The sequence below is a fragment of the Acinetobacter sp. IK31 genome (assembly GCF_035615195.1).
Taxonomy (GTDB): Bacteria; Pseudomonadota; Gammaproteobacteria; order Pseudomonadales; family Moraxellaceae; genus Acinetobacter; species Acinetobacter calcoaceticus_C.
Genome location: NZ_JANBOB010000008.1, coordinates 257,042 through 278,589, shown reverse-complemented (window position 1 = coordinate 278,589; position 21,548 = coordinate 257,042). Strand labels below are relative to the sequence as shown.

The following is a 21,548-nucleotide window of genomic DNA, read 5'->3' as shown; positions in this document are numbered from 1 at the left end:
ACACATATTGTCTAGTTTTCGTTGCAATAGAAAAATTTCTGTTTTTCAGCCGTATAAGCTTTTTTAACATTAATAAAGCATGTCTGGATATACATACTTTAAGTAAAATCAATCTCTCGGCTAGAGAGAATGTCTATTACAAAACATGACGGTTATTCGAAGGGTGATCAAATAATCGCATATAAAACTAAAGGAAGCATTTTTGTTGTTTAATTCACTAAAGTCAAGATTAAAGAAAAAGTTTTTCCATAAAAATTTTTAGCTGTTGCTTTTTTAATCTAAAATCAAATCGTAAATTTGGTAGTTCCAATCCCTACTTATTAAAAAATAATTATTCTTTTTTATATAAAACCATACATTGTAAATTGCTTATTTATGAACTTTATTTAAATATAGCCAGCATTCTTTGGGGAAGATCTGATATGAATTTATCTTATTTAAAAACAAGCTTATATATAGCAGTAATAACAGCAATTTTAGTTTGCTCAAGCCAAATTCAGGCACAGCAATATTATAAATGGATGGATAAAAGTGGCTCCACTCATTACACCACAACGCCACCACCGAAGAGTGCAAAACATTTGAACAAAGTTTCAACTTACGGCAGCCAACCATCCCTAAAAAATTCGGCCCCCACCTCAGAACAACAACCTCAAGTTAAAACCGATAAAGTAGTGCAAGAGGCAGCTAACGTAGAACAGGAAAAAAGTGTACCCGCTGTACCTGTTCCGCCCACCCCATCCGCAGCAGCACGGTAACCAAAATGAGAGTGGTGAATATTTTCATCACTCTTCTATTATTTAAAATAAAGAAGAATAGATTGAGAAATGTTTATTGCCCATATTAAAAGATAAAATCCTGATCTAAAAACTGACATTTCCCTTTATTTTGCGCTATGCTGTGCAGCAATCTTTCATTTCAATTTTCGTTGTATAGCTTACGTCTATGACTATTTCTCACATTGACCCCGAATATCAAGCAAACACGATTGAACCATCAGTTCAACAAGATTGGGAAAATCGTAAAGTCTTTAAAGTTGCCGACACTGTCGAAGGTAAACATCGCTACATCCTGTCAATGTTTCCCTACCCAAGCGGCAAGCTGCATATGGGGCATGTGCGTAACTATACAATCGGCGATGTGATTAGCCGTTTTTACCGTTTAAAAGGTGAAACTGTGCTACAACCTATGGGTTGGGATGCATTCGGTTTACCTGCTGAAAATGCAGCAATTGCCCATAAAGTTGCTCCAGCAAAATGGACATTTGAAAACATTGCCTACATGCGTGACCAATTAAAAAAATTGGGCCTATCTGTAGACTGGGACCGTGAATTTGCAACTTGTACACCAGAGTACTATCACTGGGAACAATGGTTATTTGTTCAGCTTTATAAAAAAGGCCTGATCTACCGTAAACTTTCAACAGTAAACTGGGATCCGGTTGACCAAACAGTTTTGGCAAACGAACAAGTTGAAAATGGTCGTGGCTGGCGCTCAGGTGCATTAGTTGAAAAACGCGATATTCCAATGTACTACTTCCGTATTACGGATTATGCACAAGAATTATTAGACGATCTTGACACTTTACAAGATGGCTGGCCTCAACAAGTGTTGACCATGCAACGTAACTGGATTGGTCGCTCTACCGGCATGGAAATTACTTTCCCATCTGCCAATACTGAAATTTATGCTGACGGTTTAACTGTTTATACAACTCGTGCCGACACTCTAATGGGTGTGACATATGTTGCCGTTGCAGCAGAACACCCTCTTGCGCTTAAAGCTGCTGAAAACAACCCTGAATTGGCTACATTCATTGAAGAATGCCGCATGGGCTCAGTTGCAGAAGCGGATTTGGCAACAGCCGAGAAAAAAGGCATGGCAACAGGCTTGTTTGTAAAACATCCTGTAACTGGTGAAGAGCTTCCTGTCTGGATCGCAAACTACGTATTAATGTCTTATGGTTCTGGCGCAGTAATGGCTGTACCAGCGCATGACGAACGTGACTTTGAATTTGCAAACAAATTCAATTTGCCAATCAAACAAGTGATTGATGCTAAAGGCGCTGACGATGCAGACTACTCTGCAACCCAATGGCAAGAATGGTACGGTTCTAAAGAAGGTAAACTTGTTAACTCTGGCGAGTTTGACGGCTTAGAGTTCCAAGCTGCTTTCGATGCATTCCTTGCGAAATTAGAACCACAAGATTTAGCAAACTCTAAAGTTCAATTCCGTTTACGTGACTGGGGTGTTTCTCGCCAACGTTACTGGGGTTGTCCAATTCCAATGATTAACTGTAATACTTGTGGTCAAGTTACAGTTCCTGAAGATCAACTGCCTGTTGTATTACCAACAGACGTTGTTCCAGATGGCTCAGGCAACCCGCTTAACAAAATGCCTGAATTCTATGAAACTAAATGTCCTTGTTGTGGCGGCGATGCACGTCGTGAAACCGATACTTTAGATACTTTCGTAGAGTCATCTTGGTACTATGCACGTTATGCATCTCCAGACTTTACTGGTGGTATGGTTAAACCTGAAGCTGCTCAAAACTGGCTTCCTGTGAACCAATATATTGGTGGTGTTGAGCACGCAATTCTTCACTTACTTTATGCACGTTTCTTCCACAAATTAATGCGTGACGAAGGCGTTGTACAAGGTAACGAGCCATTTACCAACTTGTTAACTCAAGGCATGGTGCTTGCAGACACGTTCTACCGTGAAGCAGAAAATGGTAAGAAAACTTGGTTTAACCCAGCTGATATTGAGTTAGAGCGCGATGAAAAAGGTCGTATTCTTTCTGCAAAATATTCAGGTGATGGTCAAGAAGTTGTCATCGGCGGACAAGAAAAAATGTCTAAGTCGAAAAACAACGGTATTGACCCACAAGCAATTATTGACCAATACGGTGCAGATACTGCTCGTGTATTCATGATGTTTGCTGCTCCACCAGATCAATCTTTAGAATGGTCTGATGCAGGTGTTGAAGGTGCAAACCGTTTCTTGAAACGTGTATGGCGCCTTGTAGCGGGCTTCCTTGAAAAAGGCAAATCGGCTTCTACAATCGATACTGCAAACTTGTCTAAAGACGCTCAAGATTTACGCCGTAAAACACACGAAACCATTCAAAAGGTAAGTGATGATATTGAACGTCGTCATGCATTCAATACTGCTATTGCTGCTTTAATGGAGTTATTAAATGCGAGCAACAAGTTTGAAGCAAAAGATGACAACGACATTGCTGTAGAACGAGAAGCGATCACTACACTTTTAACTTTGCTCGAACCGTTTGCACCACATTTAAGCCAAACTTTATTGGCTCAATTTGGTACAGATGTTACAGCAGCAACGTTCCCTGAAGTCGATGCTTCTGCGTTAACACGTAATACGCAAACGATTGTTGTACAGGTTAACGGTAAACTTCGCGGTAAACTTGAAGTTTCTGTTGATATTTCTAAAGAAGATCTATTAGCTCAAGCTAAAGCTCTACCAGAAGTTCAACAATTCTTAACTGGACCAACAAAAAAAGAAATTGTGGTTCCAAATAAACTAGTTAACCTCGTGGTTTAATTAAAGTTATTAATGAGAGGATCAAGCATGCACTTAGCCAAACGTTTAGCCGCTGTTGTTTTAACCTTAGGCCTTAGTGCAGGCTTAGTCGGGTGTGGATTTCATTTAAAAGGAACCAACCCGACTGCGACTCCGCTTGTATATAAAAAGTTAAGCCTTGAGTTACCAGCTAAAACTGATGATTTGGAAACGCAGTTAAAAGTATATTTGGCTGCCAATGGTGTTCAATTCAGCAATGATAATGATGCCTATGTACTTCGTGTTTTAGAGTACACACCACGTCGTCAGCTTTTAAATGGAAAACTGACAGAAGTGTTATTACGCCTAACTGTAACCTTCCAGATTGAAGATCGTCAGGGTAATAAAATTACTGAACCACGCTCATTAACTGCATCTCGTAGTTACCAATATGACTTGGCAACAGTCAACACTGAAAATCAGCAAGAAAGTTACTTACAACGTATTGTGATTGATGATATTGCACAACAGATTACTCGTCAGATCTCAGCAAATCGTTTACCAAAAGCTCAGCCTTAATCTGTATTTCTGCTATTAATGAAAATTGACTATTTACAAGCTCTAAAACGCACTTCGGAAGCTCGGGGTGCGTGGATTTTGCATGGGCAAGAGCCCTTATTAGAACAAAATTTACTAGATGCTTTTCGAAAAAGCTGGCAGCAACAAGAGGTTGAAAGACAGCGCTATGATATTAGTAGCGTGAGTGACTGGAAAAATGTCTTTAATGCACTTAATAGTTTATCTTTATTTTCTCAGCAGCTTGCTATTGAAGTACATGGCAATATCAAACCTGATGCAAATGGTTTAAAACAACTCAAAAGTTATATCCAAAATAACGAACACAACTTGCTGTTAATTGTTTTACCCAAACAAGATAGTAGCAGCTTAAAATCTGCTTTTTTTCAAGTTGTGGAAGCAAACGGCGTTGTTGTTGCCCTAACAGCAAATTATCCGCAAGACCGTCAACGTATTTTAAACGTAGAAGCCGAAAAGCTTGAGATCCAGCTCGACAATGATGCTTGGCAATGGTTAATGCAACATCATGAGCACAACTTATTAGCTGCTAAAAATAGCTTAATGCGTGTAAGAGATACTTTCCCAGACCAGAAACTTATTCAAATTGAGCAATTGTATGCTTGCCTGCAAGATCAATCTCGTTATACCACTTATGATTTAAGTGATGCGTTATTAGAAGGCAACCTCGGCCAATCTATTAAGATTTTTCAATATTTAATTGCGGCAGGCGAACCAGATAGTCTGATTTTATGGACTTTAAGTAAAGAAATGCGCTTATTGATGCAATTATTTGAACAGCCTCATAACGCCTTACAGCTCGGTATATGGAAAACAAAAGTTGGTCTATATCAACAAGCCTTGCGAAGATTAAATCCGCAACAGTTTCTAGGTTGGTCTACCCTTCTATTGCAAATTGATGCAGCAATTAAAGGAATGTCGAACGAAAATGCAGAACATTTAATGCAGCAAGCGATTGCTGAGTTATGTGGAAAAACACTCTTTATACAATAATTCGGCTAAATCATTTTTCTTCATTCCTGAAATATCATAAAAATTCACGCTTTATCCTCATTTCGCTTTTATACTAAATTAAATTTTAAACTTTTCGACCTCTCACCATGCCAAAAATAAAGCCAATCAAACTTGTTATTATCATCGTCTGTATAGCCATTATTGCTGTATTAGCTTGGAAGTTTTTCAAGCCAAAACAGCAGCAGCCACAATATATTACTGCCGAGGTAACACGCGGGGATATTGAAAATAATGTACTTGCAACGGGTACACTTGATGCAACCAAACTTATTAGTGTCGGTGCGCAGGTATCTGGTCAGGTCAAAAAGATGTATGTTCAACTGGGCGATCAGGTTAAGCAAGGTCAACTTATTGCACAAATTGATTCAACCACACAAGAAAATAGTTTAAAAACTTCTGATGCAAATATTAAAAATTTAGAAGCACAACGCCTTCAACAAGTTGCGTCTTTGAATGAAAAACAGCTTGAATTTCGTCGTCAGCAACAAATGTATGCGCAAGATGCAACACCGCGTGCAGATCTAGAATCGGCTGAAGCAAGCTATAAAACAGCTCAAGCACAAATCAAAGCACTAGATGCACAAATCGAGTCTGCGAAAGTGACTAGATCTACGGCACAAACCAATATTGGTTATACGCGTATTCTTGCTCCAACTGATGGTACAGTTGTCGCGATTGTGACGGAAGAAGGCCAAACGGTAAACGCAAATCAAAGTGCACCAACAATTGTCAAAATTGCAAAACTACAAAATATGACGATTAAAGCGCAGGTCAGTGAAGCTGACATTATGAAAGTTGAGAAAGGTCAACAGGTTTATTTCACGACTTTAGGTGAGGACACTAAGCGTTACGCAACCTTACGTCAAATTGAACCTGCTCCTGATTCAATTTCTAGCGAATCAACCAATACGACAAGTTCAACGACCAGTTCAGCCGTTTACTATAATGCCTTATTCGATGTGCCAAACACGGATGGTAAATTACGTATTGATATGACTGCACAAGTTTATATCGTATTAAATTCAGCTAAAAATGCCCTGCTCGTTCCTTCATCAGCGCTTAGCTCTAAACAATTTTCAGGTCAAAGAAAATCAGGTCAATCATCTGATAAATCTAGTTCTTCACCAGAAGCAGCTAAGAAATCTCAAGGAAATGGAGCTCGTCTAGAGCGCCTTAATTTGACTGCTGAGCAAAAACAGTTAATTGAACAAGGTAAATTAACATTAAGTGTTGTACGCATATTACAAGCCGACGGCACAACTAAACCAACTCAGATTTTGGTTGGTATTAACAACCGTGTAAATGCACAAGTTCTTGCGGGCTTAAAACAAGGTGATCAAGTTGTGATTGCTGATAGTGCAGACACTTCTGCGGCATCAGCAAATAGTAGTAATAACCGTCGCCGTAGTGGCCCAATGGGAATGTAAGCATGACAAAACAAGCTCTGCTTGAAGTCAGCAATCTGGTCCGGGAATTTCCTGCTGGCGAAAGCACAATACAAATTTTAAAAGGGATTGACCTTACCATTTATGAAGGCGAACTGGTTGCCATTGTCGGCCAGTCTGGTTCGGGTAAGTCAACGCTCATGAACATTTTGGGCTGCTTAGACCGCCCTACCAGTGGTAGTTACAAGGTTAGTGGACAAGAGACGGGTAAGTTAGAGCCAGATCAGCTCGCTCGATTACGCCGTGAATATTTTGGTTTTATTTTCCAGCGCTACCATTTACTAGGCGATTTATCTGCTGAAGGCAACGTTGAGGTGCCAGCAGTTTATGCAGGCGTTACTCCTTCAGAGCGTAAACAACGTGCAACGGCACTACTCACCGAGCTAGGTTTGGGAACTAAAACACTCAATAGACCAAGCCAACTCTCTGGGGGTCAGCAGCAACGTGTTTCTATTGCCCGTGCCCTCATGAATGGTGGTGACGTTATCCTTGCGGATGAACCGACAGGAGCACTCGACTCTCATAGTGGTGTTGAAGTTATGCGTATTTTGCGTGAACTCAATGCTGCTGGTCACACCATCATTTTGGTAACACACGATATGCAAGTTGCAAAAAATGCGACTCGTATTATCGAAATTAGTGACGGAGAAATTATTAGTGACCGTCCTAATGTTCCTGATCAAGCAGCCGAACCAATCAAGTCTGATCCTGATGCCGCTCCTGCTTTACAAGGTAAACAGAAGAAAGGCAAAAGTATTTCCGCATGGCGTTCAACTTTAGATCGTTTGTCTGAAGCCTTCCAAATGGCTTTACTGTCTATGAATGCCCATCGCATGCGTACTTTTTTAACGATGCTTGGGATCATTATTGGTATTGCATCTGTTGTTACAGTGGTCGCTCTAGGTAAAGGGTCTCAACAACAAATTTTAAGTAATATTAGTAGTCTGGGAACCAATACAATTACGGTATTTCAGGGTCGTGGTTTTGGTGATAATTCTAAAACTGCGAGCTTTAAAACCTTGGTTCCTGCCGATGCTGATGCGTTAATGACTCAACCTTATGTTAGTGCAGTCAGTCCGATGGTCAGTACATCCAAGACCATGCGTTACCAACAGAATGAAGCAAATGCAACCATTAATGGCGTGAGTAACGACTATTTCGATGTAAAAGGTTTAGTCTTTAAAGATGGACAAACTTTTGATCAACGTAGTGTTCGTGATCGTTCACAAGATGTTGTAATTGATACCAATACTCAAAAACAATTCTTTGGTGATGGTAGCAATCCAATTGGCCAAGTCGTACTACTCGGTAGTGTACCAGCACGTATTATTGGGGTTGTAGAACCGCAAACTAGCGGCATGGGTTCAGATGACACCTTAAATGTATATATGCCTTATACAACCGTAATGAGCCGTATGTTGGGACAGTCTAATGTCCGCAATATCGTGGTTCGTATTAATGACAAATATTCAACTACAGCCGCAGAAAATGCGATTGTAAACTTATTAACCCAGCGCCACGGTGCACAAGATATTTTCACTATGAACAGTGACAGTATCCGTCAAACCATTGAGAAAACAACCAGCACCATGACACTTCTGGTTTCAGCGATTGCTGTAATTTCACTGGTCGTTGGTGGTATTGGGGTAATGAATATTATGCTGGTTTCTGTGACTGAACGTACTCAGGAAATTGGTGTACGTATGGCTGTAGGCGCACGTCAAAGTGATATTTTGCAGCAATTTCTTATTGAAGCAATTTTAGTCTGTTTAATTGGTGGTGTGCTTGGTGTCTTACTGTCACTTGGTCTTGGACAACTCATTAATAAATTTGCTGGCGGGAACTTTAGCGTGGCTTATTCAAGCACTTCTATTATTGCAGCATTTGTGTGTTCAACACTGATTGGTGTCGTTTTTGGTTTCTTACCAGCCAAGAATGCGGCAAAACTCGACCCAGTTGCAGCACTATCACGAGAATAAGGAAAATTGCATGTCTTTCTCTATGACTAAACTCAGCACAGCACTTCTCCTCACAAGCTCTCTTGTTGGATGTGCTGCTGTGGTAAAAACCCCTTATGAAACACCTGCGGTACAAGTTCCGGGTAGTTTTCAGTATGACGCCACAAAAGCAAAAACCATGTCTGCCGATCAATATTCTGACCGTTGGTGGACACTTTTTGGTGATGCACAGCTTAATCAGCTCGTAAGCAATGTATTAGAACGTAATAGCGATTTGGCTGTTGCCGGAATTACCTTAAGGCAAGCACGCTTACAAGCTGATCTAACCGCAAATAAACAAGGTTTACGTACCAGTTCTAGTGTTTCTACAGGACATTCTTTCGATTTGAACTCAGGAGATGACAGCGCTAAAGGTTTATCAATGAGTGCAGGCGTAAGCTATGAGGTTGACTTGTTTGGTAAGCTTGCACGCCAAACTGAAGCAAGTAAGTGGGAGGCTTTAGCGACTGAACAAGACCTACAAGCCACTGGACAAAGTTTAATTGCAACCACGGCTAAATTGTATTGGCAACTTGGCTATTTAAATGAACGTTATGCGACTGCTCAGCAGAGTCTGGCGACCTCACAAAAGCTATATCAACTCGTACAGATTCAGTATAAAGCTGGTGCTGTTTCAGGTGTAGATCTTACTCAAGCAGAACAATCGGTACAAAGCCAAAAAGCAAGCTTAAGTCAAATTGAGCAACAACTGGTTGAAACACGTACTGCCATTGCCGTGCTCTTACATGAACCATTGCAACAGTTAAACATTCAAGAGCCCAAACGTTTACCGCGCAATGCACTACCAGCAATTGGTGCAGGCTTACCTGCCAATATTCTATCGCGTCGTCCCGATTTACAAGCCTCTGAGCTTCGTTTAAAAAAGGCGCTCGCGACTAAAGATGCTACTAAGGCAAGCTACTATCCATCGATTAGTTTAACCAGTAGTTTGGGCTCAAGCAGTACATCGTTGACAGAACTGTTACGTAATCCTGCCCTAACTTTAGGTGCAAGTTTAAGCTTACCGTTTTTGCAATATAACGATATGAAGAAAGACATCGCGATTAGCAATCTGGATTATGAAAAAGCGATTATTCAATATCGCCAAACGCTTTATCAGGCTTTTGCTGATGTAGAAAATGCTTTATCAAGTCGTACAGAACTCGACAAACAAGTAGCGTTACAAGAGCGTAATGTTGAACTTGCAGAAAAAACTGAACGCCTAACAGAAGTTCGTTATCGTTATGGGGCTGTCGCATTAAAAACACTCCTTGATGCCCAGCAAACCACACGTACTGCTCGCTTAAGTCTAGTTGAAACCAAGCAAAGCCAATACAATGCTTATGTGACCCTCATGCAAGCTTTAGGTGGTTCACCTGTAAAAGAACTTCCTCAATAAATTGCGCCCATTAAAAAAGCCGTAGTCCTTCAACTACGGCTTTTTTTTAAATAAATAAACTAAAAAGCTTATTCATCATCCATCATAGATTGGCTCATACCAACAGTATTGAAGCCAGCATCTACATATAGAATTTCACCAGTGATACCTGAAGCCCATGGTGAGCATAGGAATAATGCTGCATTACCCACTTCGTCAATGGTCACATTGCGTTTTAATGGCGCAACTTTTTCATTAGCATCTAACATTTTACGGAAAGATTTAATACCAGAAGCAGCCAAAGTACGGATTGGACCCGCAGAAATCGCGTTTACACGAATACCATCAACACCTAAGCTTGATGCCAAGTAGCGAACACCAGCCTCTAAAGAAGCTTTTGCCATGCCCATAACGTTATAGTTAGGCATAACGCGCTCAGAACCTTGGTAAGTCAAAGTCAATAAACAACCTTGGCGAGCTTGTAATAATGGTTTTGCAGCACGTGCCATCGCAATAAAGCTGTATGCACTGATGTCATGAGCAACTTTAAAACCGTCACGGTCAGTCACGTCAGTAAAATCACCATCAAGTGTATGTGCAGGAGCAAAGCCGATAGAGTGAACTACGCCATCTAGACCATTCCAATGTTTTGCAAGTTCTGCAAATGCATTGTCAATTTCGCTATCAACTGCAACATCACATGGGAACACAAGCTTAGAACCGAATTGCTCAGCAAATTCATCCACACGTTTTTTTAATTTTTCGTTTGGATAAGTAAACGCAAGCTCTGCACCTTCACGGTGTAATGCTTGGGCAATACCAAAAGCAATTGATAATTTACTAGCAACGCCTGCAATCAAAAAGCGTTTACCTGCTAAAAGTCCTTGTGTCATGCCGATCTCACTCAAAACAATTTAAAGCATAATGCCAATATTCAACGGTTTTCGAAATTGCATAATGCATCTTTTTTCAAAAATCGCACGAAAAAAAATCGCCCCTCATGAGGAGCGACTTCTCGATGAATATAATCTTAGTCGTCAGATAACAAACCAATCAAACGTAAAAAAGAGATATACATCCAAACTAAAGTTGAGAGTAACGCAATTCCACACAACCACTCCATAAACTTTGGAGCACGGTAAGCTGCGTTGGTTTCAATTAAATCGAAATCTAAAATCAGGTTAAGTGACGCAATCACAGCAATAAATGCAGCAAAGCCAATGCCTAACCAGTTGCTCTCAAAAATATAAGGAATGCTTGAACCAAATGCTAAACGCATGATCATCTGCACAATAAATACAAGAAAAATAGCCAAAGATGCAGAAATCACGACTGACTTGAATTTTTCAGTTGCACGTACAATCTTGAATTTATATAAGCCAAACATGACTAATGTTGTCACGAAAGTGGCAAGTAAGGCCTGTAACGGTACACCTGGGTACTTCATTTGAAAAGTAAATGAAATACCACCTAAAAATGCACCTTCAAAAAGTGCATAAGGAATTGCTAAGGTTGGTGCAGTCGTCGGTTTAAATGTGGCAATCAAAGCTAGAACTAATCCACCAATCGCGCCAACAATTGAAGCAGCGTAAGCAATACCAACATTTGCAGTAAAAGCTGCGTATAAAAATAAAGCAATGCCCACAGCCGCTGCAATGACTGTCAGCAGAATAGATTTTTGAATCGCACCTTGCACAGTCATTGGTTGACTATAGTCACTGACCGTTTCAACACGCGTCAGTATCGGGTTATTACTTTGCATAAATGCTCTCTTTTTATAATAAAAAATTTAAAACATCATTTTAAGCAAAATGAATATGAAAGCCAAATCAGACGATCGGCATTATTGTAACAATGTCCTTTAAACAATAAAAAAGGGGGCAGCAGCCCCCTCTTTATCACTTCAGCAAAGAATTAATCTTTACCGTCAGTGTTCATAATAAAAAAGTATTCACGGTAATATTTCAACTCGGAAATTGAGTCACGAATATCATCCATTGCCAAATGTGATGCATTCTTTTTCAGACCGCTCATAATTTCAGGGCGCCAGCGTTTTGAAAGCTCTTTTACGGTAGATACATCAAGATTACGATAATGGAAATACTGTTCAAGTTCAGGCATAAGACGATGTAAGAAACGGCGATCCTGACAAATCGAGTTACCGCACATCGGTGAAACTTTTGGATTGACCCATTTTTTTAGGAATTCTAAAGTCTGTAACTCAGCATCACGAGCTGTCAATTTGCTACGACGAACTCGCTCAACTAACCCAGATTGCCCATGTTGGCGAGTATTCCACTCATCCATTGCATTTAAAATACGATCAGGTTGATGGATAGCCAAGACCGGACCTTCGGCAAGTACATTTAAATTATCATCTGTAATAATTGTTGCGATTTCAATAATTTGGTCATTATCGGTATCTAAACCGGTCATTTCCAGATCAATCCAAATTAATCGTGTATTTAAAGTACTGCTCATGTATGTACGTTCTAAAATGCCGTAAAAACATCAATAGTAGCAAATTTCTTGCATCTGCGCTGTAATTCTATAGCCGCTTCATGCTATTTTTGCCATCTTCAAACAGTGGTTTTTTTGGGATATGAATGGCTTTAATTCGTAAGCGTCGTTTAACTGAACAGCAGCAACGTCGTATTGAAAAACAGCACAAAACTCGCCAAGAAGAGGCCGATACTTCACAAGATCTGGACGGACTGGTTGTACAACACTATGGCCGCCAACTCGAAGTACAGGCACTCTCTGTACCTGAGCATCACCCAGAAAAACCTCAAGTTGCTGAAGGAGAGCCAGAACCCTTCTGGAAACCTATCGAACTCAAAAGCATATGGCGCTGTCATACTCGAACAAACCTTGAGTTACTTGTGACTGGTGACCGAGTTAAATGGCAGGCTGACCCAAACACGGGTTTAGGCATTATTACTGCCATTCATCCACGCAACTCGTTACTTACCCGTCCAGACCGTTATCACAAGGTTAAACCAGTTGCAGCAAATATCAGTTTGATTGTAATTGTATTTTCTCCCCTTCCTGAACCAGCTCCGACATTAATCGAGCGTTATTTAGTAGCTTGCGCAGACGCTAACATTCCTGCACTTTTAGTCTTAAATAAATCAGATTTACTCACTGAAAATGACCCAATTCTTACGCTATTAGAAGAATATAAAACTTTGGGTTATGAAGTGATGATTTGTCAGTCTAAAAAGGGAGATATTTCTGTTTTATCTGAACGTTTAGATGGTGAAACAGTAGCTTTCGTTGGTCAATCGGGTGTAGGAAAAAGTTCTCTAATTAACGTACTCATTCCAGATGCAGAGCAAAAAACAAATATTATTTCTGAAAACTCTGCACTCGGTCAGCACACAACAACTTCTACACGTTTAATGAATTTCGGTAAAAATGGTGCGTTAATCGACTCGCCGGGAATTCGTGAATTTGGGCTTTGGCATCTTGATTTAGAAAAAATTCGTATGGGCTTTCCAGAAATTGAAGCACATTTGGGTTCTTGCCAATTCCGTAATTGTACCCATACTCATGAAAAGAACTGTGGATTAAAACGCGCTGTAGAATCTGGTGAAATTTTACCACGGCGCCTAGATAGCTTTTTGCGTTTAAATGATGAGATTCAAGAAGCACAGCAAAAAAACTAATTTTCTGTCCGCTTTACCCTTGAAGTGGTGATTTTGATCACCATCTATATACGCTATACTCTAGGTCAATTTTGTTTTTAATTTTTTTTAGGTGACTTGTGGAACGCTGGTTAGAGTTTATGGGGAATCACCCCATTTTGTTTGGTACGCTCGGAGTCTTGGTCGTGTTGTTCTTCATTTTTGAAGGTCAACGTAACGGTCGTAAAATTTCACCACAGTCGCTTGGTATTTTAGTGAAAGCGAAAAATGCCATACTAATCGATTTGCGCGATAGTAAAGACTTCCGTGAAGGTCATATTAGTGGCAGCCGCAATATTCCTTTCAGCCAAATTGCAAGTCATGCTGATGAATTAAAAGCAAGTGAGCGTCCATTGGTATTTATTTGCAACCTCGGACAAGTTGCTGGTAGTGCTTTGCAAAAAGTTGCTCACCATGACAGCTATCGTCTTGATGGTGGTATTAGTAACTGGAAAGCACAAGGCTTACCTCTTGTAAAAAGCAAACCAAAAGCTTAAGGAGAATTATTATGGCTGCAAATGTCATTGTTTACTCAACTTCTGTATGTCCGTATTGCGTTCGTGCTAAACAGTTACTTGAGCGTAAAGGTATTGCTTACAAAGAAGTGAATCTTTCTGTTGAAGCACCGGAAGTACGTGTTGAATTAATGCAACGCACCAATCACCGTACTGTCCCACAAATTTTTATTAACGATCAGTTTATTGGCGGTTTTGACCAACTTTATGCTTTAGAGCGTGAAGGTAAACTTGACGAATTATTGGCTTAACATCGCATCCATATTAAGGAAAAAACAATGAGCGAAGAACAACAAGTTCAACCACAATTAGCTTTAGAGCGTATTTATACAAAAGATATTTCTTTTGAGGTTCCTGGGGCACAGGTTTTTACTAAACAATGGCAACCTGAACTCAATATCAATCTTTCTTCTGCTGCAGAAAAAATTGATCCAACTCATTTTGAAGTTTCTTTAAAAGTTGTGGTACAAGCTGATAACGACAACGAAACAGCGTTCATTGTAGATATCACTCAATCAGGCATTTTCTTGATTGATAACATTGAAGAAGATCGTTTACCTTATATTTTAGGCGCTTATTGCCCAAATATTTTGTTCCCGTTCTTACGTGAAGCGGTAAATGATTTAGTAACTAAAGGTAGCTTCCCACAGTTACTTCTTACTCCAATCAACTTTGATGCAGAGTTCGAAGCAAATATGCAACGTGCTCAAGCTGTTGAAGGTCAAGCTTAATTTTCTAGCTTCTCCTTGAATAAAAAAACCGCGTCTATCGCGGTTTTTTATGTTTTGAATAATTTAAAAATTAATCATCAAGAGAAATAAGCTGAATAGTAGGAAACTGAAATCCGCGGCAAGATAATTCCGAACGCCATGCCACTGTTAGCATCATATTGCCCAGAACAAAGTTTTGATAAGCAAATGTCCCAATAAGTGAATGAGAACATATTCCACCATTGTCTGTAGGATGTGCATGGGTATTTAAGGTCTTTAAGTCTAATCGTATGCCGAGCCCAGAGGCTTTTAGAACCGCTTCTTTAGTTGTCCAGACTTTAAACCAGTATTCTCTGTCTTGATCTAAGCTTAGCCAAGTTTCATATTCATCAGGATGAAATGCATGCTGGGCTAAAGCTTCCAAACGAACTTTACGGTCTAACTCTTCAACGTCTACGCCTATATCTTTAACATTCGGGCTCATTGCTAAAGCATAATATTGTTGGCTATGAGAGTGATTGAAATCTAAATGTTGATTCAATAAATATGGCTTGCCATGCTCATGCTTTGCAAACTCTAAATCCGTTATTGTAATTTGTAATTTCTGTGCTATCAGCTCATTTCTAATGTTATGTATTTGCTGTTTTTTATAATGATTAAATGTACGAAAGTCAGGAAAATCTTGTTTAGATTTTAAAAAAAGCTGGGACAATGTCTGTGTGTAGACTTCAATATTACGCTTAGACATTATCCCGCCCTTATTTACAATTAATTAGAATTTAACCACGTCGCCTTTTAAGGTAACCCCCGCCATCATGGCACCTTTATAGCAATCGTAAGTTGTCGTACTTGTGGTTTCATTGGCTTTAAAATAGCTCACAATATTGGTAACCGCGTTTGCACCTTGTGCTTTAGCATTGTTTTGCATTTGGATGAGTGCTGAACGTAAAACCCAGTCACAAGAAGTTGCTGCTGACTTACCAAAACCATTGGTTTTTTTATTGGTCACCGCATCTTTTTGAATCACTTTACCGCCAGACTTTGTACCATTTAAATAAAACTTTACTGAACCATCTAAAGTGCCATCTGCAACTGCACGGTCTACAGCTTCTTTAAAATTGAACTGATGTACTTCATCTCCAGCCTGAACAGTGGCAGTAAAACCCGCACTTAGCATTGCTACAAATAAAAGTTTTTTATTTAACATTGTTGTGTTCCTTATTGTTTAACACGTTTAAAAATAAGCGAAGTATTAATTCCGCCAAAAGCAAAGTTATTGCTCATAATAATGTCAGCATCCAGAGTTCTTGGCTGCTGAACGATATAATCTAGATCGCCACACTGGGGATCGATTTCATCTAGATTTAAAGTTGGAATAAAACAGCCACGATTCATCATTTCAATGCTCAGCCAAGCTTCAATGGCCCCACACGCTCCCAGCGTATGTCCAAAGTAGCTTTTTAAAGAGCTGATCGGCTTACGTCCCAAAACTGCTGCTGTCGCCTGACTTTCAGCCACATCACCCTGATCAGTTGAGGTGCCGTGCGCATTTACATAAGCAATATCTTTAGCCTCTACAGATGCATCTTTAAGTGCCAATTGCATACAGCGCCCCATCATTTCTGACTCGGGGCGAGTGACATGTTGACCATCAGTATTGCTACCGTAGCCAATCACTTCTGCATAGATATGGGCACCTCGAGCTTTGGCATGTTCGTATTCTTCCAAAATTAAACAGCCAGCCCCTTCACCAATCACTAAACCATCTCTTTTTGCATCAAATGGGCGTGGTGTTTTTTCTGGTTGGTCATTCATACCACTGGTCGCGAACAATACATCAAAAACCGCAGCACCTGCTGCACTGAGTTCTTCTGCACCACCAGCAATCATGACCTGTTGTTTGCCATATTTAATGGCTTCATAGGCCTGTCCAATAGCCATAGAACCAGAGGTACAGGCACTTGACGTCGGTAAAGTTAAGCCTTTTAGGCCAAAATATACGGTCATGTTCACCGCACTTGTATGCGACATCATGCGGATATAGGTTGTTGCATTGATCTTACTCATGCTCTGATGAAGCAGCATGCTTGCAAACTCACCCACCGCGTCTACACTACCAGCAGAAGAACCGAATGCAACGCCAGTTTCTCCACTGTTCAAGATTTCGTGCCCAAGCAAACCTGCATTTTGCAAAGCAGTTTCGGCACAAACCACAGACATGAGCGCAACACGGCCCATACCACGGGTGACTTTACGATTAAAATGCTTTGGCACATGAAATGTTTCAACAGGTCCAGCAAGCTTGGTCCTAAGGTCAGAGTACTGTTCCCATTCCGGCATGTAACGAATACCACTTTTAGCGGCTTCAAATTGAGCAAAAATCTCATCTGAAGTTTCACCTAAAGAAGTAATCCCCGCCATTCCTGTCACGACAACGCGTTTCATCAGATAAGTCCCCCATTCACCGAGATAACTTGTCGGGTAATGTAGGATGCTTCATCTGAACACAAAAATTTCACCACACTAGCAACTTCATCGACCTGTCCCATGCGTTGCAACGGAATCATCTTAAGCGCATGTTCTTTGACTTCATCTGTCACCATTTCAGTTTCAATCAGACCTGGTGCTACACAGTTCACGGTAATTTTTCGCTTGGCCAATTCGAGTGCCAAGGCCTTGGTCGCACCAATCAATCCTGCTTTTGCAGCACTATAATTAACCTGTCCACGGTTACCCATGATCCCAGAGACCGAAGATAACGTGACGATACGACCGCCTTTACGCAAATGAATCATTGGCATAACTAATGGCTTCAATACGTTATAAAAACCATCTAAAGACGTCGAAATAACTTCATCCCAATCTTGATCTGTTAATGCTGGGAAAGCCCCGTCATGGGTAAGACCTGCATTCAATACAACGCCATAGAATGCGCCATGCTGTTCTACATCTTGTTCTAAAATTTGTTGAACGGTTTGGCGTTCAGTTACATCAAACATTAAATAATGGCTATTTTGGCCTAGCGCTTGAATCTCTTGTACAACTTGTTCTGCATCTGCCTGACGCGAACGTGCATGCACAGTTACATCAAAACCCGCCTTTGCAAGTTGTAATGCAATCGCCTTTCCAATTCCTCGACTTGAACCCGTTACTAAAATTCGTCTTGTCACAATGTATTCCTAATTTTTGTGGTTATTCAAATGGTGTTTCTGTTGGCTCAAATACACTTAGCGTTGCCTGAATGCAGTGTTCAGCATATTGAATTTCACAGGAAAATTGCCCAAGTCCTTCATGAAAATATTGTTGTTCTATTTGAATGATCAATCGTGAACCTAAAGCGAAATAAGGGATTGGTAAATTTAATTTACGTGTTCCCAATAAAAAACCGACTTTTGGCGCTTGTTTTGACTGCTGACCTTGCCAGCCTGAATAAGCGCTGATGGTTTGTGCCATAATTTCAATACTTGCCCATGTCGGCAAGCCTTCTGCTTCACAAAACATCAGCTCGGGTGTAATCGTTAGCTCGGCTTGTGCACGCCCTTCTGCTACATCAGTTAAATGGTCAATAAAAACCATAGGCTGCTCATGAGGAATATATTGAATTGCATCAAGTTTCATCAGGGCTTCACTCCAAAAACAAGACTAATATTACTTCCCCCAAAAGCGAAAGAATTACTCATCACATAGCGGATGGGTTGTTTTAGTTCGGCATCTTGCACATAGTTTTGGTCAGCAAAATCCGGATCAATCTCAACATTTTGATGCAACGGCAACCAACTTTGATCTTTTAGAACTTGTTCACAAATAAAAGCTTCTATAGCGCCAGCTGCACCAAGGCAATGTCCAGTTTTGTGTTTGGTGCTACTTAAAGCCACCTGATAATCACCAAAAACTTGTCGTACGGCCTTAATTTCCATTGCGTCATTTTGTGGAGTTGCTGTGCCGTGCAAATTCAGATAACCAATTTCTTGAGGGGAAATATGAGCCATGTCTAGTGCACGTTGCATAGCTAATGCCGCACCTTTACCTTCAGGATGTGGAGCCGAAATATGCCATGCATCCATCGACTCGCCCGCCCCCATTAACATGACAGGAGCAGAGGCTTTACTTAATACAAAAAATGCAGCTGCTTCACCAATATTAATACCATCACGTTTCACACCGCAGGGTTGGCAAATATAGTCAGATAAACTCTCGAGGCTATTAAATCCATTGAGTGTCAACTGACACAAGGTATCGACGCCACCCACCAGTACAACATCGACTAAATCTGCATGAAGTAAACGCTGACCTGCAGCTAATGCTTTTGCGCTTGAAGAGCAAGCAGTTGAAATAGTATATGCAGGCCCTTCCCATCCTAAGTACTGCTGCAATGCTTTTGCTAAACAGCCCATTTCTTGTGGATAGTGAGATATTGAAAGATCGGTTTTCCCTTGAAAATATTGCTTAAGTAATAATTCATTATCTGCAATACCAGAAGTAGATGTACCTACCACAATTGCCAAACGTTTATTTTCAAAGGATGCCGTATAGTCTCTTAACGCTGCTTCGATTTCGGATAATGCAGTTAATGCAAAACGTAGATTACGTGAATCTACAGACTGTAAGGTGTCTGGTACATTCGAGCATAATGGATGTGTATATTGCCCCACCCAAACATTACGATCAGCAATTAAATCATCTCGCAAACTTAAGGTTTGCTGTGGCTGTTGTAATGCCTGTTTGATTTGATTAAGTTCGCAACCTAATGCAGATAAACCGACACTGAATTGTATGCCTACTGCCATTGTGGCTGCATTTTCTGAAGGTAAATGTTTCATGGTGTAGGACTTTCTTCTGTCTGCAACGTATTTTCAATCGAACTCAACGTCATGGTATAAGGGACTTGTTGATTAATCAATTCAATGCTGCCTTGTCCCTGTTTAAGCTGCAACACAGGCTGCTTTTCAATATAGACAACTTGCATGCCAGCTTGTTGTTTCATCTCTACGGCTTTCTGCCCTAAATGCGAAAATTGAGGGTATGTCGCAAACAAAAGGTCACGCACTACAAACTCAAAAGGCAATAAACGCATTTGATCAATACGCTGTTCAACATGAACAAGATGTCCATCAAACTGTAACTTAAATAATTGTTGGCCTGTCAGACTCAAAGCCACCATATCCAGTACAGCACCCTTTTGCTGTTGGTATAACAAGAAGCTAAAACTTTGCTGCTTCCACTGAACTTCAACCTGATCTTGTCGTTGATAAGCTTGTGCCTGCCATAGTGGGCTTTGCAGCCCTTTGGCATGTGGCATGACCTGACAACCATTTAAAAATAAAAAGCTACTGAGTAATATCGTTGCCCATTTGCGTTGCATGATTAGCCCTCAAGTGCCTGTTCTTGCGCCAAGCCCTCACGACAATATTCTGCCAAAGTAGTAAGTCTACGCTTAGCATTTTTATGGATTGGATTTTTTTCATCCCATGCATAACCAGCCAATAATGAAGAAATCATACGGCGAATGCCTTCATTCTGATTTTGCGAGAACACCACATCTTGGAACTCGCCTTCGTACCATGATTCAACATAGGCACGAAATACCTGAATACCACGGCGTAATGGTTTTTCATACTCTTGTAACCAGTCGACTTGCTCACCTTGTAAAACTCGTTCAACCAAAGGTACAGCCAAGCTGGAAGATTTTAAGGCGATTGTGACACCTGATGAAAAGACTGGATCAAGAAACTCACCGGCATTACCTAATAGCGCATAATTACGGTCTGCTAAGTGTTTTACATTCGCTGAGTAGCCGACCAAGGTCCGTACTGGTGTATCAAATCTTGCACGGCGCAAGACATGTGACAAGCTTGGCTCATCGGCTAAAATACGCTTAAACATTACCTCAGGTTCATTATCTTCAGCATTGTCGACCGTGTATTTATCAAAAAAATCTTGTTCTGCAACCACACCAAAAGAAGCACGACCATCTGCAAATGGAATAAGCCAATACCATGCGCGATGATCTTTTTCATGTACTGTAATTAAAATTTTATTGCGATCAAACTCTGGGTCATCTGTAATTCCATCTGCAATATGGGTAAACAGTGCACGTCGTACCGGGAAATTGGATGGACTCTCTAGATCTAAGAGCTTTGGCAAAATCCGTCCAAAACCACTCGCATCTAGCAAGAACTTGGTTTGAATCTGATAACTTTGTTGTTCTTCATTTAACACAGTAAGTACGGGCTGTTCAGATGCAACATCAACATCTAAGACCTCATGTCCGAAGCGTATGTCTGCACCATAAACTTGAGCCTGCTTTGCTAGCAAATTATCAAAATCGGCACGGCGAACCTGCCAAGTAGTCCCCGGTCCATCCGTAAATTTTTCTGTAAAGTTATAAAAACTGCGTTGTTTACCGCGTAAAAAAGCCGCGCCATTTTTAAATTGAAAAGCGTATTGATCGACATGTTCACGGACCGTTTCTAATAAACCTGCCTCTTCTAAGAACGCCATAGATTGCGGTAACAATGATTCGCCAATCGAAAAACGAGGAAAATGCTGTTTTTCAATAACCGTAACGGTATAACCCTTTTTTCGAAGAAGTGCCGCAGCAGAACTACCTGATGGTCCAGCCCCAATAATGACGATGTCAATTTTTTCTATAGTGCTCATAGCACAACTTCCTTTTTAATT

Annotated in this window: 22 protein-coding genes; 11 read left to right on the top strand and 11 right to left on the bottom strand. The window is 40.5% G+C overall.

The window, feature by feature from the left end; all coding sequences use genetic code 11:
* Positions 1–422 precede the first annotated feature (422 nt).
* The 7 genes from MSG66_RS06085 to MSG66_RS06055 all read left to right on the top strand — a co-directional run bounded on the left by MSG66_RS06085 (position 423) and on the right by MSG66_RS06055 (position 9,977).
* Entirely contained in the window at positions 423–758 is a 336-nt protein-coding gene (locus MSG66_RS06085) for a DUF4124 domain-containing protein (RefSeq protein WP_324652938.1), read from the top strand.
* A 187-nt stretch (positions 759–945) separates the two neighbouring features.
* Entirely contained in the window at positions 946–3,570 is a 2,625-nt protein-coding gene (leuS, locus tag MSG66_RS06080; protein WP_324652936.1) for a leucine--tRNA ligase, read from the top strand.
* A 27-nt stretch (positions 3,571–3,597) separates the two neighbouring features.
* Complete coding sequence (gene lptE, locus MSG66_RS06075; protein WP_003654946.1) at positions 3,598–4,107, top strand: LPS assembly lipoprotein LptE; 510 nt, start codon at positions 3,598–3,600, stop codon at positions 4,105–4,107.
* Positions 4,108–4,125: 18 nt separating this feature from the next.
* A complete protein-coding gene (gene holA / locus MSG66_RS06070; protein ID WP_003654944.1) occupies positions 4,126–5,115 on the top strand; it encodes a DNA polymerase III subunit delta in 990 nt (329 codons plus the stop codon).
* Between the two features lie 107 nt (positions 5,116–5,222).
* Positions 5,223–6,563: a MacA family efflux pump subunit gene (locus tag MSG66_RS06065; RefSeq protein WP_324652932.1), complete on the top strand. Its 1,341-nt coding sequence runs from the start codon at positions 5,223–5,225 to the stop codon at positions 6,561–6,563.
* A 2-nt stretch (positions 6,564–6,565) separates the two neighbouring features.
* Positions 6,566–8,560 carry a MacB family efflux pump subunit gene (locus MSG66_RS06060; protein WP_017391269.1) on the top strand — a complete coding sequence of 665 codons (1,995 nt, stop codon included), beginning with the start codon at positions 6,566–6,568 and terminating at the stop codon, positions 8,558–8,560.
* 22 nt (positions 8,561–8,582) lie between these two features.
* Positions 8,583–9,977, top strand: coding sequence for an efflux transporter outer membrane subunit (locus tag MSG66_RS06055; RefSeq protein WP_324652959.1), 1,395 nt, complete (start codon positions 8,583–8,585; stop codon positions 9,975–9,977).
* A gap of 68 nt (positions 9,978–10,045) precedes the next feature.
* Here the strand turns inward: MSG66_RS06055 and MSG66_RS06050 are convergent, their stop codons facing one another.
* The 3 genes from MSG66_RS06050 to orn form a co-directional block, all read right to left on the bottom strand.
* Positions 10,046–10,849 (bottom strand): enoyl-ACP reductase, encoded by an 804-nt coding sequence (locus MSG66_RS06050; protein ID WP_324652929.1) that lies wholly within the window; start codon positions 10,847–10,849, stop codon positions 10,046–10,048.
* Between the two features lie 137 nt (positions 10,850–10,986).
* Complete coding sequence (locus MSG66_RS06045; protein WP_324652927.1) at positions 10,987–11,718, bottom strand: Bax inhibitor-1/YccA family protein; 732 nt, start codon at positions 11,716–11,718, stop codon at positions 10,987–10,989.
* A gap of 152 nt (positions 11,719–11,870) precedes the next feature.
* A complete protein-coding gene (gene orn / locus MSG66_RS06040; RefSeq protein WP_005036888.1) occupies positions 11,871–12,437 on the bottom strand; it encodes an oligoribonuclease in 567 nt (188 codons plus the stop codon).
* A gap of 125 nt (positions 12,438–12,562) precedes the next feature.
* Here orn and rsgA point away from each other — a divergent pair, with 125 nt between their 5' ends.
* The 4 genes from rsgA to secB all read left to right on the top strand — a co-directional run bounded on the left by rsgA (position 12,563) and on the right by secB (position 14,888).
* Positions 12,563–13,624, top strand: coding sequence for a ribosome small subunit-dependent GTPase A (gene rsgA, locus MSG66_RS06035; protein ID WP_324652924.1), 1,062 nt, complete (start codon positions 12,563–12,565; stop codon positions 13,622–13,624).
* A 98-nt stretch (positions 13,625–13,722) separates the two neighbouring features.
* Positions 13,723–14,139, top strand: a complete 417-nt coding sequence (locus MSG66_RS06030) for a rhodanese-like domain-containing protein (protein WP_003654928.1) — start codon at positions 13,723–13,725, stop codon at positions 14,137–14,139.
* Positions 14,140–14,150: 11 nt separating this feature from the next.
* A complete protein-coding gene (gene grxC / locus MSG66_RS06025) occupies positions 14,151–14,408 on the top strand; it encodes a glutaredoxin 3 (protein ID WP_009390671.1) in 258 nt (85 codons plus the stop codon).
* Positions 14,409–14,435: 27 nt separating this feature from the next.
* Positions 14,436–14,888, top strand: a complete 453-nt coding sequence (gene secB, locus MSG66_RS06020) for a protein-export chaperone SecB (RefSeq protein WP_003654925.1) — start codon at positions 14,436–14,438, stop codon at positions 14,886–14,888.
* A gap of 70 nt (positions 14,889–14,958) precedes the next feature.
* Here the strand turns inward: secB and MSG66_RS06015 are convergent, their stop codons facing one another.
* Genes MSG66_RS06015 through MSG66_RS05980 form a run of 8 tightly spaced genes read right to left on the bottom strand, consistent with a single transcriptional unit; the run spans position 14,959 to position 21,527 of the window.
* Positions 14,959–15,615 (bottom strand): 4'-phosphopantetheinyl transferase family protein, encoded by a 657-nt coding sequence (locus MSG66_RS06015; RefSeq protein WP_324652921.1) that lies wholly within the window; start codon positions 15,613–15,615, stop codon positions 14,959–14,961.
* A gap of 24 nt (positions 15,616–15,639) precedes the next feature.
* Positions 15,640–16,074 carry a hypothetical protein gene (locus MSG66_RS06010; protein ID WP_042894871.1) on the bottom strand — a complete coding sequence of 145 codons (435 nt, stop codon included), beginning with the start codon at positions 16,072–16,074 and terminating at the stop codon, positions 15,640–15,642.
* A gap of 11 nt (positions 16,075–16,085) precedes the next feature.
* Positions 16,086–17,312 carry a beta-ketoacyl-ACP synthase gene (locus tag MSG66_RS06005; RefSeq protein ID WP_324652918.1) on the bottom strand — a complete coding sequence of 409 codons (1,227 nt, stop codon included), beginning with the start codon at positions 17,310–17,312 and terminating at the stop codon, positions 16,086–16,088.
* Positions 17,312–18,037 carry a 3-ketoacyl-ACP reductase FabG2 gene (locus MSG66_RS06000; protein ID WP_133747633.1) on the bottom strand — a complete coding sequence of 242 codons (726 nt, stop codon included), beginning with the start codon at positions 18,035–18,037 and terminating at the stop codon, positions 17,312–17,314. The genes MSG66_RS06005 and MSG66_RS06000 overlap by 1 nt, the downstream gene beginning before the upstream one ends.
* Before the next feature lie 22 nt (positions 18,038–18,059).
* Positions 18,060–18,485, bottom strand: a complete 426-nt coding sequence (locus MSG66_RS05995) for a 3-hydroxylacyl-ACP dehydratase (protein ID WP_000762336.1) — start codon at positions 18,483–18,485, stop codon at positions 18,060–18,062.
* A complete protein-coding gene (locus tag MSG66_RS05990) occupies positions 18,485–19,687 on the bottom strand; it encodes a beta-ketoacyl-[acyl-carrier-protein] synthase family protein (protein ID WP_324652914.1) in 1,203 nt (400 codons plus the stop codon). The genes MSG66_RS05995 and MSG66_RS05990 overlap by 1 nt, the downstream gene beginning before the upstream one ends.
* Positions 19,684–20,229: a DUF3261 domain-containing protein gene (locus MSG66_RS05985; protein ID WP_324652912.1), complete on the bottom strand. Its 546-nt coding sequence runs from the start codon at positions 20,227–20,229 to the stop codon at positions 19,684–19,686. Before MSG66_RS05985 ends, MSG66_RS05990 begins: the two co-directional genes overlap by 4 nt.
* Before the next feature lie 2 nt (positions 20,230–20,231).
* Complete coding sequence (locus MSG66_RS05980) at positions 20,232–21,527, bottom strand: NAD(P)/FAD-dependent oxidoreductase (protein WP_324652910.1); 1,296 nt, start codon at positions 21,525–21,527, stop codon at positions 20,232–20,234.
* Positions 21,528–21,548 lie beyond the last annotated feature (21 nt).

Bases quoted from the DNA above. Each gene is read 5' to 3' on its own strand.
- MSG66_RS06085 (WP_324652938.1), top strand. From the start codon at position 423: ATGAATTTATCTTATTTAAAAACAAGCTTATATATAGCAGTAATAACA.
- leuS (WP_324652936.1), top strand. From the start codon at position 946: ATGACTATTTCTCACATTGACCCCGAATATCAAGCAAACACGATTGAA.
- lptE (WP_003654946.1), top strand. From the start codon at position 3,598: ATGCACTTAGCCAAACGTTTAGCCGCTGTTGTTTTAACCTTAGGCCTT.
- holA (WP_003654944.1), top strand. From the start codon at position 4,126: ATGAAAATTGACTATTTACAAGCTCTAAAACGCACTTCGGAAGCTCGG.
- MSG66_RS06065 (WP_324652932.1), top strand. From the start codon at position 5,223: ATGCCAAAAATAAAGCCAATCAAACTTGTTATTATCATCGTCTGTATA.
- MSG66_RS06060 (WP_017391269.1), top strand. From the start codon at position 6,566: ATGACAAAACAAGCTCTGCTTGAAGTCAGCAATCTGGTCCGGGAATTT.
- MSG66_RS06055 (WP_324652959.1), top strand. From the start codon at position 8,583: ATGACTAAACTCAGCACAGCACTTCTCCTCACAAGCTCTCTTGTTGGA.
- MSG66_RS06050 (WP_324652929.1), bottom strand. From the start codon at position 10,849: ATGACACAAGGACTTTTAGCAGGTAAACGCTTTTTGATTGCAGGCGTT.
- MSG66_RS06045 (WP_324652927.1), bottom strand. From the start codon at position 11,718: ATGCAAAGTAATAACCCGATACTGACGCGTGTTGAAACGGTCAGTGAC.
- orn (WP_005036888.1), bottom strand. From the start codon at position 12,437: ATGAGCAGTACTTTAAATACACGATTAATTTGGATTGATCTGGAAATG.
- rsgA (WP_324652924.1), top strand. From the start codon at position 12,563: ATGGCTTTAATTCGTAAGCGTCGTTTAACTGAACAGCAGCAACGTCGT.
- grxC (WP_009390671.1), top strand. From the start codon at position 14,151: ATGGCTGCAAATGTCATTGTTTACTCAACTTCTGTATGTCCGTATTGC.
- secB (WP_003654925.1), top strand. From the start codon at position 14,436: ATGAGCGAAGAACAACAAGTTCAACCACAATTAGCTTTAGAGCGTATT.
- MSG66_RS06015 (WP_324652921.1), bottom strand. From the start codon at position 15,615: ATGTCTAAGCGTAATATTGAAGTCTACACACAGACATTGTCCCAGCTT.
- MSG66_RS06010 (WP_042894871.1), bottom strand. From the start codon at position 16,074: ATGTTAAATAAAAAACTTTTATTTGTAGCAATGCTAAGTGCGGGTTTT.
- MSG66_RS06005 (WP_324652918.1), bottom strand. From the start codon at position 17,312: ATGAAACGCGTTGTCGTGACAGGAATGGCGGGGATTACTTCTTTAGGT.
- MSG66_RS05995 (WP_000762336.1), bottom strand. From the start codon at position 18,485: ATGAAACTTGATGCAATTCAATATATTCCTCATGAGCAGCCTATGGTT.
- MSG66_RS05990 (WP_324652914.1), bottom strand. From the start codon at position 19,687: ATGAAACATTTACCTTCAGAAAATGCAGCCACAATGGCAGTAGGCATA.
- MSG66_RS05985 (WP_324652912.1), bottom strand. From the start codon at position 20,229: ATGCAACGCAAATGGGCAACGATATTACTCAGTAGCTTTTTATTTTTA.
- MSG66_RS05980 (WP_324652910.1), bottom strand. From the start codon at position 21,527: ATGAGCACTATAGAAAAAATTGACATCGTCATTATTGGGGCTGGACCA.